19 protein-coding genes are annotated in these 18168 nt (G+C 70.2%); 10 read left to right on the top strand and 9 right to left on the bottom strand.

Annotated features, from left to right (window positions below; translation table 11 throughout):
* Window positions 1-68: 68 nt before the first annotated feature.
* The gene (locus tag IF29_RS0115640) at window positions 69-590 is read left to right on the top strand and encodes an NUDIX hydrolase (protein WP_157623765.1); all 522 of its coding nucleotides are present in this window, start codon (window positions 69-71) and stop codon (window positions 588-590) included.
* Here IF29_RS0115640 and IF29_RS0115635 read toward each other — a convergent pair.
* The 6 genes from IF29_RS0115635 to folE are packed head-to-tail and all read right to left on the bottom strand — an operon-like array spanning window position 515 to window position 5088.
* The gene (locus IF29_RS0115635) at window positions 515-1756 is read right to left on the bottom strand and encodes a glycosyltransferase family 4 protein (RefSeq protein WP_051725365.1); all 1242 of its coding nucleotides are present in this window, start codon (window positions 1754-1756) and stop codon (window positions 515-517) included. The two genes, IF29_RS0115640 and IF29_RS0115635, sit on opposite strands and share 76 nt — an antisense overlap.
* The gene (locus tag IF29_RS0115630) at window positions 1753-2361 is read right to left on the bottom strand and encodes an AAA family ATPase (protein ID WP_030254649.1); all 609 of its coding nucleotides are present in this window, start codon (window positions 2359-2361) and stop codon (window positions 1753-1755) included. The genes IF29_RS0115635 and IF29_RS0115630 overlap by 4 nt, the downstream gene beginning before the upstream one ends.
* Window positions 2348-3115, bottom strand: coding sequence for a DUF2797 domain-containing protein (locus IF29_RS0115625; RefSeq protein WP_232242163.1), 768 nt, complete (start codon window positions 3113-3115; stop codon window positions 2348-2350). The genes IF29_RS0115630 and IF29_RS0115625 overlap by 14 nt, the downstream gene beginning before the upstream one ends.
* Before the next feature lie 13 nt (window positions 3116-3128).
* A complete protein-coding gene (locus IF29_RS46875; RefSeq protein WP_198037459.1) occupies window positions 3129-3989 on the bottom strand; it encodes a nucleoside-diphosphate kinase in 861 nt (286 codons plus the stop codon).
* Window positions 3986-4495 carry a 6-pyruvoyl trahydropterin synthase family protein gene (locus IF29_RS46870; RefSeq protein ID WP_051725364.1) on the bottom strand — a complete coding sequence of 170 codons (510 nt, stop codon included), beginning with the start codon at window positions 4493-4495 and terminating at the stop codon, window positions 3986-3988. The genes IF29_RS46875 and IF29_RS46870 overlap by 4 nt, the downstream gene beginning before the upstream one ends.
* Window positions 4492-5088 (bottom strand): GTP cyclohydrolase I, encoded by a 597-nt coding sequence (folE, locus tag IF29_RS0115610; RefSeq protein WP_232242162.1) that lies wholly within the window; start codon window positions 5086-5088, stop codon window positions 4492-4494. Before folE ends, IF29_RS46870 begins: the two co-directional genes overlap by 4 nt.
* 247 nt (window positions 5089-5335) lie before the next feature.
* Here folE and IF29_RS0115605 point away from each other — a divergent pair, with 247 nt between their 5' ends.
* The 3 genes from IF29_RS0115605 (at window position 5336) to IF29_RS0115595 (ending at window position 8519) form a co-directional block, all read left to right on the top strand.
* Entirely contained in the window at window positions 5336-6592 is a 1257-nt protein-coding gene (locus IF29_RS0115605) for an NsdA family TPR-like regulatory protein (RefSeq protein WP_030254638.1), read from the top strand.
* Window positions 6589-7149, top strand: coding sequence for a GNAT family N-acetyltransferase (locus tag IF29_RS0115600; protein WP_030254635.1), 561 nt, complete (start codon window positions 6589-6591; stop codon window positions 7147-7149). Before IF29_RS0115605 ends, IF29_RS0115600 begins: the two co-directional genes overlap by 4 nt.
* Window positions 7150-7538: 389 nt before the next feature.
* The gene (locus IF29_RS0115595; RefSeq protein WP_030254632.1) at window positions 7539-8519 is read left to right on the top strand and encodes a hypothetical protein; all 981 of its coding nucleotides are present in this window, start codon (window positions 7539-7541) and stop codon (window positions 8517-8519) included.
* Window positions 8520-8666: 147 nt separating this feature from the next.
* Here the strand turns inward: IF29_RS0115595 and IF29_RS46045 are convergent, their stop codons facing one another.
* The 3 genes from IF29_RS46045 to IF29_RS46040 form a co-directional block, all read right to left on the bottom strand.
* Complete coding sequence (locus IF29_RS46045; RefSeq protein WP_157623763.1) at window positions 8667-9206, bottom strand: hypothetical protein; 540 nt, start codon at window positions 9204-9206, stop codon at window positions 8667-8669.
* Window positions 9207-9313: 107 nt separating this feature from the next.
* The gene (locus IF29_RS0115590) at window positions 9314-9676 is read right to left on the bottom strand and encodes a hypothetical protein (RefSeq protein WP_030254629.1); all 363 of its coding nucleotides are present in this window, start codon (window positions 9674-9676) and stop codon (window positions 9314-9316) included.
* Window positions 9677-10391: 715 nt separating this feature from the next.
* Window positions 10392-10826: a hypothetical protein gene (locus IF29_RS46040; RefSeq protein WP_157623762.1), complete on the bottom strand. Its 435-nt coding sequence runs from the start codon at window positions 10824-10826 to the stop codon at window positions 10392-10394.
* Window positions 10827-12023: 1197 nt separating this feature from the next.
* On the opposite strand from IF29_RS46040, the gene IF29_RS0115570 reads away from it, so the two are divergent.
* From IF29_RS0115570 to IF29_RS0115545, 6 genes are all read left to right on the top strand, one after another.
* Window positions 12024-12761, top strand: coding sequence for a DUF2786 domain-containing protein (locus IF29_RS0115570; protein WP_030254622.1), 738 nt, complete (start codon window positions 12024-12026; stop codon window positions 12759-12761).
* 65 nt (window positions 12762-12826) lie between these two features.
* Entirely contained in the window at window positions 12827-13285 is a 459-nt protein-coding gene (locus IF29_RS0115565) for a DUF6197 family protein (protein WP_030254619.1), read from the top strand.
* Between the two features lie 99 nt (window positions 13286-13384).
* The gene (locus IF29_RS0115560; RefSeq protein ID WP_030254617.1) at window positions 13385-15139 is read left to right on the top strand and encodes a ParB N-terminal domain-containing protein; all 1755 of its coding nucleotides are present in this window, start codon (window positions 13385-13387) and stop codon (window positions 15137-15139) included.
* A 64-nt stretch (window positions 15140-15203) separates the two neighbouring features.
* On the top strand, window positions 15204-15620 hold the full coding sequence (locus IF29_RS0115555) for a hypothetical protein (protein ID WP_030254615.1): 417 nt from the start codon (window positions 15204-15206) through the stop codon (window positions 15618-15620).
* Between the two features lie 99 nt (window positions 15621-15719).
* Window positions 15720-16967 (top strand): hypothetical protein, encoded by a 1248-nt coding sequence (locus IF29_RS0115550; RefSeq protein WP_051725363.1) that lies wholly within the window; start codon window positions 15720-15722, stop codon window positions 16965-16967.
* Window positions 16968-17068: 101 nt separating this feature from the next.
* A complete protein-coding gene (locus IF29_RS0115545; RefSeq protein WP_030254609.1) occupies window positions 17069-17929 on the top strand; it encodes a hypothetical protein in 861 nt (286 codons plus the stop codon).
* The last annotated feature ends 239 nt before the right edge of the window (window positions 17930-18168 follow it).

Genomic DNA, 18168 nt, shown 5'->3' with positions numbered 1-18168 from the left:
CTCTTATCGGGTGACGCTCGGTACGATCGTGCGTCGGACGGTGCTCGGGGAGACTACTGTGGCTCGGCGTGACGAGCTTTCTGTGGCACCGCTCCTGGCCGGCTCCCGAGGTTCTGCCGGTGCGTCAGGTGTACGCGTGGATCGTGGACGAGGACGCCCGGGTTCTGCTGCTGGAGATGCCCGGCGGCTGGAACCTGCCGGGCGGCACTCCGGAAGACGTCGACGTCGACTGGCAGGCGACGCTGGAGCGCGAGGTGCTGGAGGAGGCCGACGTGACGCTGTGCGATGTCGTTCCGCTCGGCTACCAGGAAGTGCGCCCCGACACTGGTGAGCCGTTCGCGCAGCTGCGGGTCGCGGCCCGGGTGGACCAGTGGCTCCCGGCGACCCCTGACCCGGACAACGGCCAGGTGTACCCGCGGGTGTGGGTGCCGCTGGGCGAGGCTGCTGACCTGCTGGGCTGGGCTGATCCGGGCCGCGCCCAGGCGGCTGCCGCCGCCCAGGTCGCGCTGACGCTCTACGGCTGCGCCGCCGCGGCCCCGGTCGCCCAGGGCGACAGGGCGGCCAGTACCCCGGTGATGCAACTCGTGTAGTTGCGCCCGGCGACCAGCTGTTCTCCGGCCTGGCGCAGTCGCGCGACCTCGGCCGCGGGCGCGGTCAGGGCGCGGCCGACGGCCCGAGCGAGGGAGTGCGGGTCGCCCGGGGCGGCGCTGTAGCCGGTGATGCCGTCGATGACGGTCTCGGCCAGGCCGCCGGCGGTGGTGGCCACGACCGGTCCGGCGCCGGCGGCGAAGGCTTCGAGCGGGATACGGCCCAGTGGTTCGCTGCGCGAGGGGACGACGACCGCCCGCAGCGCCGGGTGGTGGAGTAGTCCGGGCAGACCGGGGTCGAAGCGGGTCCACAGCGTCGCCGATAGTCCGAGCGTGCTCCCGCGTCGGCGAAGGTGCTGCTGGTAGGTAGTGGTGGGGCCGTCGGTGACCGCAGCCAGCATCAGGTGCGGCAGGCGCACGCCGGTGTCGGCGAGGTGGCCGAGGGCGTCCAGGAGGTCTTCGAAGCCCTTGTAGGGCTGGGCGCGGCCCATGCTGAGCAGGAATCCGCCCTCGGCTTGGTCGGGCAGGGGCGGGGCGGCGGTCAGCGGGATGTGGTCGGCGGCGGTCAGGCCGCCGGGAACGTCGATGATCTGCTCGGCCGGGACGCCTTTGCCGGTCAGCAGGGTGCGCATGTGGGTGCTGATCGCGCCGAACGCGGCCCCCAGAGCGGACCAGCTGTCGAGTCCGTGTTGTTCCCAGGCAGCGCGCTTAGGGTCGGCATGGTGGTCGGCGCTGGAGCGCGGCAGGTACAGCAGCCGCCATCCGGGCGGAGCGGCGAGCAGAGGGCCGAGTCCGGCGAAGGGCTGGTCGATGGCGATCAGCAGCCCTTGCGGGTGACGGCGCATCAGCGGGTTGATCACCTCGGCGGCGTGGTGGTCCAGGTGCTCGAAGGCGGTCAGGTCGCCGAAGCGCTGCTGTCCGGCGGTGCCGTTGTCCAGAGTGGTGACCTGGTGGGGGACGTCGGCGAGGCGGTTGAGGATGTCCCGGTGGGCGGTGGGCGCGTACTCGGGGCTGGTGGGGTGCAGGCCGACGGGCAGCAGGACCAGGTGGACGCCGGGGGTCAGGGCGTGGGCGACGGCGGTGATCAGGGCCTGGTTGCTGCGGCCGGCTCCGGTCGCAGCACTGAAGTAGCCGTCGTGCAGGGCAATGGCCACAACCGGGGCGTTCACCGTGCGCCCACCGCATCGACCGCGCTGGCCAGCTGGGCTGTCGACGCGATGGCGTCCACCCGCTGCCGCGGGATGGCGGCGACCAACTCGGTCAGCCCCGGATGCGCCGTGGCCAGGTGGGTGGGGGGATCGAGGTAGAAGGTGCGCAGCCGTTCCAGGACCGCGGGATCGGACCACGGGTGCCCAGGGTGGAGGCGCTGGGCCCGGCGCTGGAGGCTGATGTGCGGCGGCAAGTCCAGGATGATCCACCGGTGCGGTGGTATCAGCCGTCCGGTGGTGAGGTGGCGGTAGGCCCAGTCGGCACGCTCGGTCAGGCCGCTGGTGCTCGCCGCCCAGGCCAGGGCGGTGAGCCAGTCCCGGTCCACCCACACCGGCCCCGAGCGGCCGCGCAGGTGGTCGGCCTTGCGCAGCCAGTTCGCCAGATGGCTGTCCTCGTCGTCGTGACGGGGGTGCCGGTCGTGGTCAAGGAGGTCTCCTGCCGGGGTGGTGTACTCGGGCAGGACGGTGCGGCCGGCCCGGGCCAGGGCGGAGAGCACGGTGGTCTTGCCCGCCCCCGGCATCCCCTCGACCACGGTGACCAGTGCGGACGGGTCAGAAGAGCGCATCCTGTTCCTCCTGGTGGCTGGGCTGTGCGAGGGCGGCGAGGGCGGCGGTCGGCGCGGTGCCGGGTTCGGCCCGGGCCAGAGCCCATCCGGCCAGCAGCCGGGTATCCAAATGGACGACCCCCGGGGCGGTGTCCAGGTACAGATCGGTGCCGATCCGGCAGGCGATCCGCCCGCTGATCACCGCCCCGGGGGTGAGCGGCAGCATGACGGCATCCGGCTGCAGCCCGCCGCCGGGCAGGTTGTAGGCCGCTGCGTGGTCCACCACCTGCGGTGTGCACCGGTCCTGGCCCTGCGGCCATGTCAGTTGGGCGGCGCGTTCGGCGGTGGCGAGCAGCTCGGCGGCACGTTGGTCGGCGGTCCCGGGGCGGGTGCGGGCCTGCCACTTGCGTACCGCGCTCATCCTGTCGGGCAGGCCGAGGGCCGTGCTGAGGAGGTTCTCGGCCCGGCGGGCGGCGGTGAGTGTCCCGGTGGAGAGGATGGCGGAGGCCAGCGCTCCCTGCTCCAGCAGGCGGGCGTCGCCGCGCTCGCACGCGGTGATGCCGACCTTGACGGCACTGCCGTGGTGGGCCAGGTAGACCGCGAAGGGCCGCGGGTCGTGCAGGCGGGTGTCGGCCGCGATGGAGTCGGCGCGGTCCGCGGCCTGGCAGAGCGGACACAGCACGTAGCGCACGGCCGGGTCCAGTGCGGCCGACACCGGGCAGGGGCGGCGGCGTCCCGCGCGCCACACCCCGATGCAGCGCCGGTCGGTCCCCACGGCGAAGGCCAGGTCAGACCCGGTGTTCAGCGGGCTCGTCCTGGGGCTGCCCCCGCTGGGGGCCGACCACTCCAGCAGCGCCGCACCCTGGTCCCAGATGAGCCCGGTAGCCCGCCAGGCGGGCGGCGACCCCTCGCTGATCACTGCTTTCCCATCGTCGGTAGACCTCTTCCAGTACGTGCCAGCCCGCCAGTTGCGCGATGTCGGCCAGGGCCTCGGCCGGGTTGTCGGGCATGTGCAGGTGGTTGACCAGCGCTCCGGCCCCCAGGTCCGCGCGCACCATCCGTTTGAGGACCGCACCGGCCTGGACCGCGTCCGGTCCGCCGGCCAGTACCACGACCTGCACGCTACCGCTGGTGAGGTAGTCGGTGCGCTCGGCGACGAAGGAGGCGCCGTAGGCGTCGGGGTAGAGCCGGTCGCAGTCGGCGGCCGTGAGCTGCCGTGTCGTCACGTGGACCTCGCGCAGCACGGACCGCAGCCTTGAGCGGATCGCCCGCACCGGTGCCCCAGGCTTGAGCATCGCCAGCGTCAGCCGCTGCCGGGGGGCCGGGAGCCCGGTGTCGGTCAGGGGGGCGCGCATCGCCTGGGCCCAGACCTGGTGGCAGTCGCAGTCCCGCTCGCCGTGGCCCGGGTGTTCCGGCACTGCGGCCGCTGCGGCGGTAGCGGCCCGCTGGGCGCACTGCGGGCACGCTCCGGCGGTTCCTGCGGCGGGCCGGGCCAGGCCGCTGGAGCGCACCGCGGTCCACCACGCGTCCCAGGGGTGGTCCAGCACGGTCGGCGCGGCGGACGGCCCAGCGCTGAGGATGCCGTCCAGGGCCAGGCCGAGAACGGCGGCCAGGTGCCCGCGGCCGATGCCGGGGACGGCGGCGGTCACCGCAGCACCGCCTCGGCGGTGGCTGAGCACTCGGCCGACTCCGTCAACGTCAGTTCCAGCCGCTCGACGGCGGGGCAGGCGGCGCACAGTCGACGGGCGAGCTCGGCGACGAGGTAGCAGGCCAGGGCCTCGGTGCTGGTGCCCGCGATCGGCAGCAGGGCCGTCCAGGAGCGCGGGAGGCTGAAGCTGGCCCCGCCGCCGGTCACCCGCAGCTGGTCGCCGCCGGTCTCTTCGACCAGGACGTCGGGGGTGTTCACCGCGATCAGGGTGCGGCGCTTGAGCGGCGCGATGACTTCGCGCAGCTGCTGCTTGAGGACCCGGAAGTCGGCGACCATGCCCGAGGCGTCCGGCAGCCCCCACGCGGCAATCACGACCTGGTAGGTGTGCCCGTGCAGCGGCTCGAACACCCCTTCGTGCAGGCCGGTATGGGCGGCGTTGAAGTCCCACCCGGCACCGCCGACCCGAGCCTGCACCAGCGGTCGGGCACTGGTCTGGACCGCAGTCACGGCGCGCTCACCGCGAGCGACATGAATTCCGCGCGGGCGGCGGGGTCGTCCAGCAGCACGCCGCGCAGGGAGGAGGTGGTGGTGCGCGAGCCGGTCGCCCCGACTCCGCGCAGGGTCATGCAGGTGTGCTCGGCGCTCAGCAGCACCGCCACTCCGGCCGGGTCCAGGTGTTCGACCATCCAGTCCGCGATCTGGCCGGTCAGCCGTTCCTGGACTTGCAGGCGCCGCGCGCAGTGGTGCACCACCCGGGCGACCTTGCTCAGCCCCAGGATGCGCTTGCGGGGCACGTAGCCGATGTGGGCGATGCCGGTGAACGGCAGGACGTGGTGCTCGCACATGGACACGAAGCGGATGTCGCGCACCAGGACCAGCTGGCCGGGTTCGGCGGTGGTCTCGAAGTCGGTGGCGGTGAAGGTGGGCGGAGTGGTCATCTCCTTCAGCGCCCGCACCATCCGGCCAGGCGTCGCGGCCAGCTCCGAGCTGGTCAGGTCGAAGCCCAGGGCGGCCAGCAGGCGGGCAGCGAGGTCCGCAGCCTCGTCCAAGGGGGCGGGGGCGGGTGCGGCGGGGAGGGAGGTCATGGTCGACACGCTCACGTGGACTCCTGACGGGTACGGCCCCGCGAGCGGGGCCACCGGGATGCGCGGACGGAAGCCGTCCTTGCCGCGGGTCGCCCGGAGCAGGGGGGAGCTGTTGCCCCGGGCGGCCTCGGTTCCAGTGCACTGCCGACCGGGCCCGCGCGGGGGCGGACCGACCGGACGTTTCACCGGACGTTTCCGGTGACGGGGTGGGCGGTCGGTGGCATGGTGGGCTGACCGCACGTCACTTCACCGGGGAGCCGCCGTGGCACGGAGTAACCTGGCGCGTTTACGCAGGGCCGTCGGGCACACCCAGGAGTCGTTCCTGACCGACTTCGCCCAGTGGGCGCACCGGATCGGGGCGAACGCCGGTGCCAGCGTGCGCCAGCTGCGGCGTTGGGAGGGCGAGGACCCGCCGCCGCTGCCCCACCCCGGCCAGCAGGCCGTTCTGGAGGCGATCTTCGGCATCCCGCTGGCAGAGATGGGCTTCACCGTGCCCGAGCACCGGCGCCACCCCGTCGCCCGGCTGCGGCACGATGGATCGGTGCGCAGACGGGAGTTCATCGCGGATGTCGGCGGCCTGGCTGCCGCTGCGGCGCTGCCCACCTCCGGGTCCCGGGTCGGCATGGACCAGGTGCGCGGCCTGCGCGGCCGGGTCGACGGGCTGTACCGGCTCGACCACGCCAGCGGCGGCCTGACCGCCCGCCAGCAGGCACACGAGCTGCTGGAGCAGATCGGCGGCCGACTGACTGGAGGGCCGTGCACGGAGCGGGTCGCGGTACAACTGCACGCCATGCTCGGAGAGATCCACTGCCACCTCGGCTGGCTCTGCCACGACGCCGGCCGCGTCGCGGAGGCCCGCTCCTCGGCACTGGAGGCGATGGCGGCGGCGCGGATGACTGGCGACGCCCAGTTGGAGATGCGCGCGCTGTCCACCCTGTCGCTGCTGGCCGTCGACCGGCACCAGCCCTGGGAGGCAACCTCGGCCGTCGGCGCCGCCCAGGATCTGGCCAGCCGCCACGCCGGGCCCGGGGTAAAGCTGGTGCTGTCGCTGCGCGAGGCACGAGCGGCCCTGGCCGCAGGCGACCTCACCGGGTCGCGGCGCGCGCTGAGCGGGTCCATCGCCCTGCACGACCGCGCCGCCGAAGAGACCGACGCCCCGCGCTGGGTCCGCTTCGCTGGCCCCGTCGAGATCGACTACGCCACCGGCACCCACTACCTGCAAGCCGGAGTACCGAAAGCCGCGGTCCCGTTCCTGCGCGCCGCCGTCGAGGGCCTGGCCGCCGGGTACGCCCGCAACACCGCCCTCTACCGCGCACGGCTCGCCTCCGTGCTGCTACAGGCCGGGGAGGTCGAGGAGGCATGCGCCCAGATGGCCACCGTCGTCGCCGGCGCCGACGCGCTCACCTCCGCCCGCCTGGCCTCCCGCCTGGTGGACTTCCGTCAAGCAGCCGCCGGAATCGACACCGCGACCGCCCGCGATACGGTCGCCCTGCTGGAGTCGACCGCGGAGGCGGGATGAGGATCGAACGCTACGACGGTGAGGAAGCCACCTGGGTCGAGGACGAGCTGCGGACGGTTTACCGCGAGGCGTTCGCCGAACCCCCCTACGACAAGACCGAGAAGGACGTCGAGGCGAACTTCCGGCGCTTCCGCTCCCAGGTGAAGAAGGCCGGCTTCCGCGCGGTGCTGGTCCGCACCGACGACGGCGAGCCCGCAGCCATGGCCTACGGCTACCTGCTGCCCGCCTCCACCGGCTGGTGGGACACCCTGACCGCGCCCGTCCCGGCCGAGGTCAGCCGCGAGGACGGACGCCGCACCTTCGGCCTGTTCGAGCTCGCAGTCCGCCCCGCCTGGCGCCGCCAGCGCCTCGCCGCCGCGGTGCATCACGCGCTCTTGGACGGCCTCGGCCAAGAGCGCGTCCTGCTCAACACCCGCCCCGAAGCCGAAGCAGCCAGCCGCGCCTACCGCTCATGGGGATACGAGAAGGTCGGCGAGAACCACCCCTGGACCGGAGCCGCACTGCACGACGTCCTGGTCCTGGACTTGCCCGGGTGGGACCAGACTGCAGCGATGTGAACGGCAGCGGCTGGTAGCAGCGGTCGGCTGATTGGCCATACCAGCTGATAGGCGGGTGGGGAGCAGAATCACCGGGATCATCCGTACGGGGGCAGCCGAAGTGCTGAATAGGACAGGTCACCCGTGGGCGACCCCACGGCCGCTCTGGCGGCGCCCCTCCCCGAGGGCGCCGCCAGGGCTTCCCGTTCTGCGGGACAGCGCTCCGTTGTAAATCGAGCAGGCTCGCCCGCTTTTGGTACGGAGAGTTACCCAGGCGGCCCGATCGACCCGCGCTTGAAAGTTGTACGGTCTGCGGACCGTCAGCCGATCATCCATCATGCTTGCCCAGCTCACAGCTGCCACGATGGGTGCAACGGACAGAGCTTTGGGCTGGGAAGGGCAGGAGCACCTTGAGCAATGCCAGAATCTCGGGCCGGTTCTACTACTGGTCCGACCGCGCAGTCCAGTCGCTCGCAGAGGACAACGGCGTAGAGCTGGGGGGACACCTACGGCGGCAAGCAACTGTCGGCGCGACGGTGGCTCATTTCCCGATTTCAGCCCAGGTCCAAGGCGCATTTTCGAGTGGCGAGCAGAAGACCCGCAACCGGCTGGAGGAAGCCAAGCGGATCACAGAGGCCATGGGCTCGAAAGCGACCGAAGCCCTGGCCCGGCCACCGAAGGCCCAGTGGGTCTGGACCGTGGGCCGGGTGACCCTCTCGAAGATGATCCATTACGCGAAGAACGATGGGTTGCTCTTCCACCTCCAAACCACCAATCGTGCCGGCCAGCGGATCGACCTGTGCCTCTTCGGCAGCCTGGACAACCTCCACGGCAGCGGGCCGATCGACAGTTTCACCGGAGGCTGGTACTCCTCGGCGTACCACGCTGTCCAGGAACTCCTGGAGACGCAGGGCCAGGTCAACACATCCCAGTGGGATGACCCCGAGTCCCTGTCCGTCGAAGTGCTGAGGATCGCCCTTGAAGACGGCTGGTTGCCCAACTCGCAGCCAGCGCGACCGGAGACCCGAGGTCGTACCATCCTGCGCGCGGAAGCGTGCGAGCTGATGGCCGAGGTCTACTCGGACGTAGTGCTCACCGAGGCACGTTGGAGCCTCACCGGCGATCTGAAGGGCGCCCAGCGCATCATCGTGGGTCGCCCGCTCTGGGTCCGCACCACAACCGATGACGCCGTGGTCCGGTACGCCGAACTGCGCAATGGACCACGGTGGGCCCGCTGGTGGTGGCTGTTCCAGGCCCAACGGTATCTCCGCCGCCAGCTCAACCGACTTCCGCTCGTCCATCGCAGGCAACCGAGCCTCCCGATGCCCGCGGTGGAAGAACTCGACCCTCGGCCGGATCGGACTACCGCGCCGTCCAGCGGTGACGCATAGCCTGGTAAACGTGCAGCGTGCGGCTTAGCCAGGGAGTCGCCGCAGATGACGAAGTACGTCGACGCGATGGAGCTCGTTCACCTCGCAATGCTCATCAACGCTCGGTGCCGATGAGCACAGCTGAAGGCACTCCTGCCGCCCACAAGATCATCGCTCTGTGCCCAACGCATTCCGCGCGGCGACTTGAAAGGCTCGGTCATACGGGCGCTTGGCCTCGGCGGCGGTCTTGAATCGGACATCGAAGGCCGGGAGATGGCCCGTGCCTTGGCGGGCAGCTGCCTGCGTCCAAGTCGTGAGGATCATTGACCACTCGTACATGGAGTGACGGAACTGGTCAGTCGCATCGGCAACGGCGCGAGGGCCGGCGATATTCGCTCCTGCTGCCGCCGCACTGAACTGCGTCCAAGAGCCGTGCACTTCGATGAAGGACGCTTGCCAGTCGGCAGCGCTGGTGGCTGGTTCATTCAGTTGGTCAGCCGCTGCCCATAGGTGGTTCGACAGTTGCTTGGCAGCAACGAGCAGGTCCTTGTAAGCAACTCGCCGCATCTCCTGCTGCCACTGCTGACGCTCGGCAACGTGTTGCTGCCGCAACTGGCGAGACTGGCCGAAGGCTGAGAGGAAGCCGCCTCCCAAGCCGCCGATCGCACCAACTCCCGCACCAACCACCGCTGCAAGGCTTGCGTCCACCGGGGTATTGAATCCCGTCAGCGCTCAGTCCACCAGAGCGCCTAAGTCGATTCCGGAGGCGAGGTCGAGCTTGTTGGCGAGCTACCGGGGAGCATTGGGGGCGGCGCTCACGTCCTGGTCTCCGTCCCGAAGCTGAACAGGGTGCTGGCCGCGCGGTGGAGTAGCGCCGACCCCTCCTGGAGCGCCTCGCTGGCCGCACCGAGCTGCCGGACTACGGAGGCTGCTGCCTCTTCGGGGTCAGTGCCGTCGTCCATACGGATCAGGCCCGCAGCCTGGTGGCGCCGGACTGCGACGGCCAACTGCTCCAGCGTCTGTGGGAGGCGGTCCAACATGTTCACCAACGGCTGCACGATCTCGCTGATCATCGGGGGGAACGGCAGTGAGCGTTGGTCGAACGTCTCGTGGTTGATCTCGCGTATTGCCGAGGCAGCGGACTGGGCCTGCTTGGCGCTGGGGTTCGAGGTGCTCATGTTCTGCGTCCTATCGAGGCATGTTGGTGCCGCCCGTTCAGCCGTGTGACGTCGGCAGCTGGGGCTGCGAGGAAGAGGGGCGCTCTACCAGAGGCCCAGTGGCTGGCCGGCGTTGGCAGCCAGGTGGATGCGGCGGATGATCTCCGGCTCCGTCTCACCGTTGGCGAGGCCAGCCCGGATGGCTGTGCCGATGGCGCGGGAGCGTCCTGCCGGCCCACGAAGGTCAGCCAACGGGCTGCCGGGGGTGCGGCGCCGAGCAGCCCACTCGGCCCGGTTCTCCGCAGGGTTTCCCAACCGAAGGTGTGCGGGCTGCTGGCAGGAGTGGTTGTCGCAGGTGTGGCAGACAGTGGGGCTGTCGGAGCTCCACCCCAGCCGCGGTATCACGCCGTAGGCCGCCTGGTAGCCGAACAGGTGTGCAGGGACCGTCCCCCGCCGGGACCGGCCCGGCAGTGAGGCTGCTCGGAAACTTCCGTGGCCGGTGCTGCTGATCCCTGCGATCCAGAACCAGCAGCCGTGTTTCAGCGAAGTCCGATAGACCTTGGACCGATAGCGCTCTGCCGTCCGCGGATCGCTCAGCCAGGCTGCCCACTGCGTCGCCGGGATGCGCACCGGCGACGGCTCCCCAAGAAGCGCCAACTGCTCCGGTGCTTCGGGCCGTCCGGCTCCGGCAGGCCCGCCGACCGCGGTCAGGGGGAACAGGCCCTCCGAATGAAACTCATGCGACATCAGGACCGGCGGGCGGCGCGTCTGCGGTAGGCCCAACGGAAGGCTCCGTCGAGGACGGTTCCGCTGCGGCAGTCCGGCGAGTCAGGCGCGGACGTGCTGCCTTCGCTCGTAGTCCGTCGATCACCTCTTTCGCGCGAGCGGCAGAAATGATGCGAGCCTCTCGCTCCAGGTCATCAGCGGGCACATCCAGTAGTTCCGACAGCAGCTGCGCGTCGTTCTCGAACAGGCGTAGGGCAGCGGCCACCGCCTCCCGAGCAGCCACGGCCGCTGCTTCCGCCGCCCGTGTTGCTTCTGCAGCTGCCTCCCGGGCGCTGAGTGCCTCCGTGGCGGCGAGCTCCCTGGTCTTCGTCTGCAACGCCTGGCCGGCGCGCACCCGTCTGCGGATCTCGGCCGCAGTCACCCGGACGTCCGGAGTCGTGGTCATCGTCCCCTCCACCTCGATGTCATCGCAGCCCAGGCACAAGCCGTCCACTGGAACGGACCTTGCGCTGAGGGCCTCAGCACGCACGTTAAGCGCACCTGGATGGACATCTCGAACTGGCGGCAAGAGAGGTGAGACTGCTACCGACGGAGCGAGCTGAACAGCTTTATGGGGGAATAATCTCCCTAAAATACGGATATGGTCCGCATTTGATGCTGGGGAGAAAATGAGAACGCTCACCCTAGGTCGATCCGGGTGAATAGGATCAGCGCGAGGATGCCTGCCAGGCGGCACGTCTCCCACTCGTTTATCGGACCCGAGCGCACAACCGTGCGGTCGGTGCCTTTGTGGCGCCGATTTCCCATCCCGATACTCCGAGAAGGGGTGATGCCATGCCCAAGGGCAGGCACCGGGCCGAGAGGACCCGGTTAGCACTCGCGAAGGAGGTCTTGGCCGTGGTCGCGGCCAAGTTCGCCATTGACATGATCGTTGATTATGTCGCTCGCTACGTGTAACCGGTCCCCTCGGAAAGTCGCGGCCTAGAGCCGCTTACCGCGCTTGCGCGGCGTGGGTGGGTCGGCCGTGTCCCGGCCGGCCTCCCGCGGATCTAGCCGAACTCAACAGTTAAGCTACACGGGAATTGAAACTGCGGTACACCCTTCTATTAATTTACACAATCGGGGGATGCCAGGCCACGGCCCCGTGGGTGTTGGCCTTCATCCTGCTCTTCGCCGGCTTCGAGACCACGGCGAACCTCAGCGGCAACGGCATCTATGCCTCCGGCGGGTCCTCCCTCGGAGGGGCAGGGGGCGGTGCCTCGGCTCTCCCGCCGTTGTGGTTGGGGTAGAGGGGCGGGGGCTCCCTCCTCGATCGGCCGACCCAGCAGAGCGCACCGCGCCACAGGGGCAGAAGGTCGTACGTCCGGGTCCACGAAGTCCTACGTTCCTCCGGACTTCGCGGCTTCCGGGCGCTCCACCTTCCACCCCTGCACCACGGCACGCCAGGCAGAGCCGTCCGACCGAGGAGGGAACCCCCGCCGGGGTCCGCTGTGGCCGGGGGCCGCCGGTATCTGACCCTCCGTCATGCGAAAAAGGCCAGCTCAGGAGTTGCGCCGAGTCTAGAAACCTGGTTTAATTAGAGATGTCGGAAGGGGAGGGCAACCCCCGGAAGGCACCACCTCTCACCAACGGAAGGCACCACGTGAACGGCAATGAGAATCCCAAGCTGGCCACCATCCGAGCGCTTCTCGCCCGCGCAGAGCACCCGACCACCCCGGAGGCCGAGGCAGAGCAGTGCAGGCAGAAGGCGTTCGCGCTGATGGCCAAGTACGGGATCGAGCAGGCCATGGTGGAGGCCGAAGCGAAGACCAAGGATGAGCCGACCGACCGTCAGATCGTCATCGACGCGCCGTGGGCCATGGAGCGGGTCCAGCTGATCAACCGCATTTCCCTGGCGCTGGGGTGCAAGCTGATCCACCTTGGCCCGGCGGGGAACGGCCCCGCCCGCCGAGTCCACATCTTCGGCCACCGGTCCGACCTTGAGCGCGTGGAACTTCTTTACACCTCCCTCCTACTCCAGATGACTGGCAGCCTCGCGGCTCAGCACGTCCCCTACGGCCAGAGCCCCCGCGCGTGGCGTCGTAGCTGGCTGCTGGGGTTCGTCAGCCGCGTTGGTGGCCGGATGGACGAGGCGGAGAAGGGAGCCCAGGAGGAGGCCAAGAACGAGACCACGACCACCGGCCGCAGCTCCGCCCTGGTGCTCGCCGACCGCAGGACCGCTGTGGAGAACCGGTACACCGCCGCCTATCCGAACGCCCGTAAGGGTCGGAGGACGACCATGCGCGGCACCGGCTACGGCGACGGTTGGGCCGCTGGGGGCCGCGCCGACATCGGAGGCCGCCGCATCGGCCGCAGCAGTGCCGGAGCCATCGGCTCCTGATTCACCGCCAGCAGTACCGGGGGCGGCGGTCCGCCGCCCCCGGCCATCCCAGGAGGACACAAGCCATGATCCAGAACCCCGCCGCCCGTATGCTCGCCGCCGCCGCCGACCACATCCAGCGCGTTGGCCTTTACCAGGGGGAAGGGCACCTGTGGAGGCCGGAGCAGATGGGCGACGTCGCCCCCTGCACTCCGCTGCACGCGTTCGAGATCGGCGTGCGCACCGTGCGCCCCAACCGCTTCCGTCCGGAGCCTGACGAGTGGGACGCCTTCCAAGTCGCCATTGTCCGAGCTCTGACGACCGTCTCCGACCATGTCAACGGCGTCCCCATCAGGCCGGAGCGGTGGGAGCAGCTCCAAATGACCGAGTACGGACTCCGCCGCAGCGTGCTGTGGATCTGGGGGGACGAGCCCGGCAGGACCGCCGAGGACGCCGCCGCAGCGTTCCGACAGGCCGCTGAACTGGCTAAATGTGGCGTGGATCACGTCGAAGCGACTGTTCTGCGCACTGAAAACCTGGTTTAATTAAGCATGTCGGAAGGGGGAGGGCAACCCTCCGACCGACACTCCACCGCCGCCGGGTCAATCGGCCCGGCGGCCCCTCTCACCAGTAAGGAAGAGACCATGACCACCACCGTTGAGGCTGACGCCACCCAGGCCGGCTCGGAGGCCGTGCCCGCCGCGTGGCCGACCATCGCCGTGGACGACCTGCTGGCACACCCCGGCAACGACCGCACCACTGTGCCCTCTGCCGGGCTGCTGGCGGGGGTCGAGGCCGAGGGCGTCACCGAGCCGCTCTACATCGTCCGCAGCAGCGACGATGCCCCGCAGATCATCGACGGATTCCAGCGGCTGGCCGCCGCTGTGCTGCTGGGGCTGGAGTCGGTCCCCTTCACCCCGCGCCCGGTGATCCGGATCGAGGCGCTCACCCCCCACCCGAAGAACGTCCGCGAAGACCTTGACGTGGACGATCTTGTCCCGTCGCTCCAGGAGTTCGGGTGCCGCGACCTGATCAAGATTCAGCGGGTTGAGGGCGGCGGTATCCAGGTCAACGACGGCAACCGCCGTCTATTCGCCGCGCCGCTGGCCGGGCTCACCCACCTGCCCTACGAGTGGGATGAGGACCAGGACGAGGCCGGGCAGATCCTTGGCATGATCACCAGTGCCCAGCACCGGAAGGGGCTCACCCAGACCGAGACCATGGCCGCCATGTTCAGCGCAGCCGAGGCAGGGGCGACCGTGGGGAAGATCGCCACGGCCGCAGGCGTCCGACACAAGGACGTCAAGGCTGTCGTGAAGTCCCGTACGGACGAGTCCGTGAAGAAGACGCTGGAGTCCAGCATCTACGCATGGACGTTCGACCAGCTGGCCGCTCTGGGCGAGTTCGCCGACGACCCCGAGGCCCTTGAAGCGATCACCTCGGCCGCCGAAGGCTGGAACGCCGACGACGAGGACGTTGAATGGGCGATCACTGTTCAGCGAACCCGCCGCGACAAGCGTATGCAGGGCGAGGCGCACCGCGCTGAACTGGAGAGGTCCGGCCAGCAGATCCGAGTGATGGCCGAACTGTCCGACCGGGCAACCCCGGTATGGCGACTCAGGACGCCCGAGGGTGGCCGGATCACCGCCGAGGAGCACGCCGACTGCAAGGGTCAGGTCTGGGTTCTGGAGAGCCAGGACGACAAGGAGCTGAAGCCCTACTGCACCTCCCCCACGCTGTACGGCCACGCCGAGCCGGGAGCATCCAACGGTAAGGCCGCCAGCAGCGCCGACCAGGAAGCGGAGAAGGAGGCCCGCGCTGGCGTGAAGCTGGGAAACCTGCACTGGGACGCCGCCGAGACCCGCCGCAGGCAGTGGATCAGCGACATGGTCAAGCGGCGCACGCTGTCCAAGGAGACCGCCGCAGCGCTGGCCGCGCACGTCACCACAGCCCTTGTCGATGGGACGTGGGACGTCGGGGGCAGCCTGAACGCCCACAACACCGGTGAGATCCTCGCGGGACTGCTGGGGCTGACCAAGGCCCAAGCGGCGAGCCGGAGCGGCTACACGCAGCACCTGAGCAAGGACCCCAAGCGCGCTACGCAGCTCCAGTTCGCCGCTATCGCGGCCGTGCGCGAACGCGGCGCAGGCCGGTACGCGTGGCGCACCGACGGGATGCGCTGCAACGACATCCGCACGCCAACCGGCCGATGGATCGCAGTACTTGAGGGTCTGGGGTACACGCCCACCGCCATTGAACGGGCCGTCAAGGAGAACACGGACTACGACCCGAGCGCCCGCCCGGCCCTCTCCGCAGGCCAGCAGGCCGAGGACGCCGAGGGCGACCAGGGCGAAGACGACCAGGACGACCAGGGCGACGACGCCGAAGCCGCCGAGTAGCAATCACAGCCCGCGCCGGGGGCGGGAGCCCCGCCCGCCCCCGGCCACCCTCCGAGGAGCCCCAGTGCCCCGCAGTGCCCCGACCGAGACCGCAGAGCAGGTGTGCGGCTGCTTCCGAGCCGAAGCCCAGCCCGCCCCCGCCGTTGCCGCCGACACCATGCAGGCCCGCGCCATCGCGTCGGGACTGGCGGAGTTCGGCGTCACCCCCGCCCACTGGTCCACCGCCTACGACGCCGAAGCCGCCGCCGTGCTGCTGCGGGTGGACACCCCGCGCGGACTGTTCGCGCTGGCCATCCCTGCCCCCGGCCAGCCGTTCCCGGTCTACCACCGCCGCCAGCGCGTCGGGGCCCTCGACTGCCGCCGCACCTACGGCACCACCGACAGCTACGCCGCCGCCCTGTTCGCCGCCTTCCTGCGGGACCGCGCGGCACTGGAAATCCCCGGCAGGGATGTTTGCCTCTCCGCTAGAAACCTGGTTTAATTAGTGATGCCGGAAGGGGGAGGGCAACCCCCCGACCGACATCCCCACTGCCGGGCCGACCGGCCCGGCAGTCCCTCTCACCAGGAAAGACCCGCACCCATGAGCAGTGCCAACCTCTCGTTCACCGTCCCCGCCAGTGCAGCCGGCCGAGTCCGGCAACTGGTCGAGGCCACCAACACCCGCGCAGCCCTGCACGGGTTGGAGGCGTACGCGATGGAGGTCACCGCGCCCTTCCTCGCGGACTACCACGAGCCCCGCGACGGAAGGCTGATCGGGCAGCGCCCCACCATCACCGTGACCCTTCGGGGGACCATCCCCCGTCACCAGGGCTGGACCGTGCTGGCCCGGCTGGACCATGACGCCGAGGGGGAGACGATCACCAGCCTGTTCCCCGGACTGTCTGACCGGGACGCCGCCGCCGTCCACGAGTACCCGGCGGTTGAGAACCTCTGCCATGGGTGTCGGGTGGGCCGCCACCGCACCGCGACCTACCTTGCTCGGCACGACGGCGGGGAGTTCCGCCAGTTGGGCACCACGTGCGTGGAGCCGTACACCGGACTCCCGATCAAGGGGCTCACTGCGCTGTGGCGGCTCAGCGCGCTGAAGGACTCCGATTGGGACGAGAAGGACAGCGACGGCTTTCCGGCCGATCTCCGGGTCCCGGTTGACGAGGTGCTCAGGGTGACCGCCGCTGTTGTCGCGGCCGAGGGCCGCTACTGCAGCCGTAGCGAGGAGTGGAGGCGTGTCCTCCCCACGGCCACCGCCGTTGACCACTACTTCTTCGGCCGGAATGTCTCCGCTGAGTGGCGGGCGTCGATAGACGCCGACGCTGAGGCCCGCTCGACCGCCGCCGCCGTCAGGCAGTGGGCCGACCAGGGGTACGGCACCGCAAACGACTACCGACACAAGATCGGGCAGTTGGCCAAGGGGCAGACCGTCGATCCCCGCCACCTCCCGACGCTCGTGTCCGCCATCGCGGGATGGCACCGCGACCAGGAGAAGGCCAAGGCCGACCACGCCGCCCGCAACTCCACCGCCCAGGGCACCAAGGGAGAGCGCGTCACTGTCGCGGCCACGGTGACCGGTGTGGTGGAACTGGAGGAGCGCCACTACGGGTACCACGCCCAGCGCCGCCGACTGATCAAGTTCCAGGACGAGGCGGGCAACGTCTATGTCTGGTTCAGCAGCGCTGCTGCTGCCCCGGAGAAGGGCGAGACCATCGAACTGACCGGCACCGTGAAGGATCACAGCACCTACGGCGACGTCACGCAGACCGTGCTGACCCGTTGCCGACTCACCGAGCGCCAGTCCGCCACGGTCGGAACCAAGGAGTTGCACGCCGCTTAGAAACCTGGTTTAATTAGTGATGTCGGAAGGGGAGGGCAACGCCCCTTCCAATGCGGCGGGGCCACTCGGCCCCGCCCGCCTCTCACCAGAAGGAGACTGCAATGGCCCGCACGATGACCCCCGAGGAGCGCGCCGCCTACGGTGCCCAGATGCGCGCCGAGCTGGAGTCGATCATGGACCGCGCCTACGCCGCCATGACCACCGACCCGCAGTTCTGGACCGCCGTCATGCGCACCGCCGCCGCCCTGCCCGACCGCAGTACGGGCAACGCCATCGCCATCGCCGCCCAGTGCCCGCAGGCCACCTGCGTCAAGGCGGTGGCCGACTGGCGCAAGGTCGGCCGGGGGCCCGCCAAGGGTTCGCGCTCCATTCGGATCTGGACCCCCATCAAGCGCCGTACCGACGCCAGCACCGCCGAGGGCGGCACCACCGAGGCCCAGCCGGCCCCGGCCGACGCCCCTGCCGGGTCCGCTCCGCAGCGGGTGTCCGGCTTCAAGGCCGGACCCGTTTTCGACCTCTCCCAGACCGACGGCGACCCCTGGGCCCCGCCCGCCCGCGACCACTTCCCGGCCGAGGTGCTGCGCGATGTGCTGGTCACCCAGTACCGCCGGAAGTACGCGGAGGACCCCGAGACGTCCGGCGGCTTCAACTTCGCACAGGAGACGCCGGAGAATGCTGTTCTGATCATGCTCTACGGCCACGCGTGGAGGCGCATCCCCGCCGCCGAGTGCATCGCCCCCGGCCAGCACGAAGCCGAAGTGGCGTCCGCCGCCCATGTGGCAGCTCTCATGCTCGGCATCGCTCCCGGCCCCGCCGCCATGCCGCCGCTGGCGGGCATCATCACGGACGGCAAGAAGCCCCCGATCTACGACGCCGCCGTTCGCGCCGTCGAGGCCGGGCGGATCATCGAAGCCGCCGTGACGGCCGAGGCCCGCGAACTGATCGGGGCTCTTGCTTCATAGCGAGAAACCTGGTTTAATTATGTATGTCGGCGGAGGGAGGGCAACCCCTCCGCCGACACCTCCCGAAGGCCGCAGCGGGATCTCGCCGGCCCCGGAAGCGGACGCGCCCCGCGGGGGCGCGGCTGCCTATGCCGCCGCGCTGGCGCGCGTCGGCGCGCGGGCCACTCGTCCCTCGCGTCCCGCGCTGGGTGGCTGCCCGCCGTTGGCAAGCGGACCTCCGACCTACGGCCGGAAGAACA

Source organism: Streptacidiphilus jeojiense, assembly GCF_000719095.1.
Classification (GTDB): Bacteria; Actinomycetota; Actinomycetes; order Streptomycetales; family Streptomycetaceae; genus Streptacidiphilus; species Streptacidiphilus jeojiensis.
The sequence above is the reverse complement of the archived record's forward strand: the minus strand, read 5'-3'. Positions and strand labels throughout refer to the sequence as shown.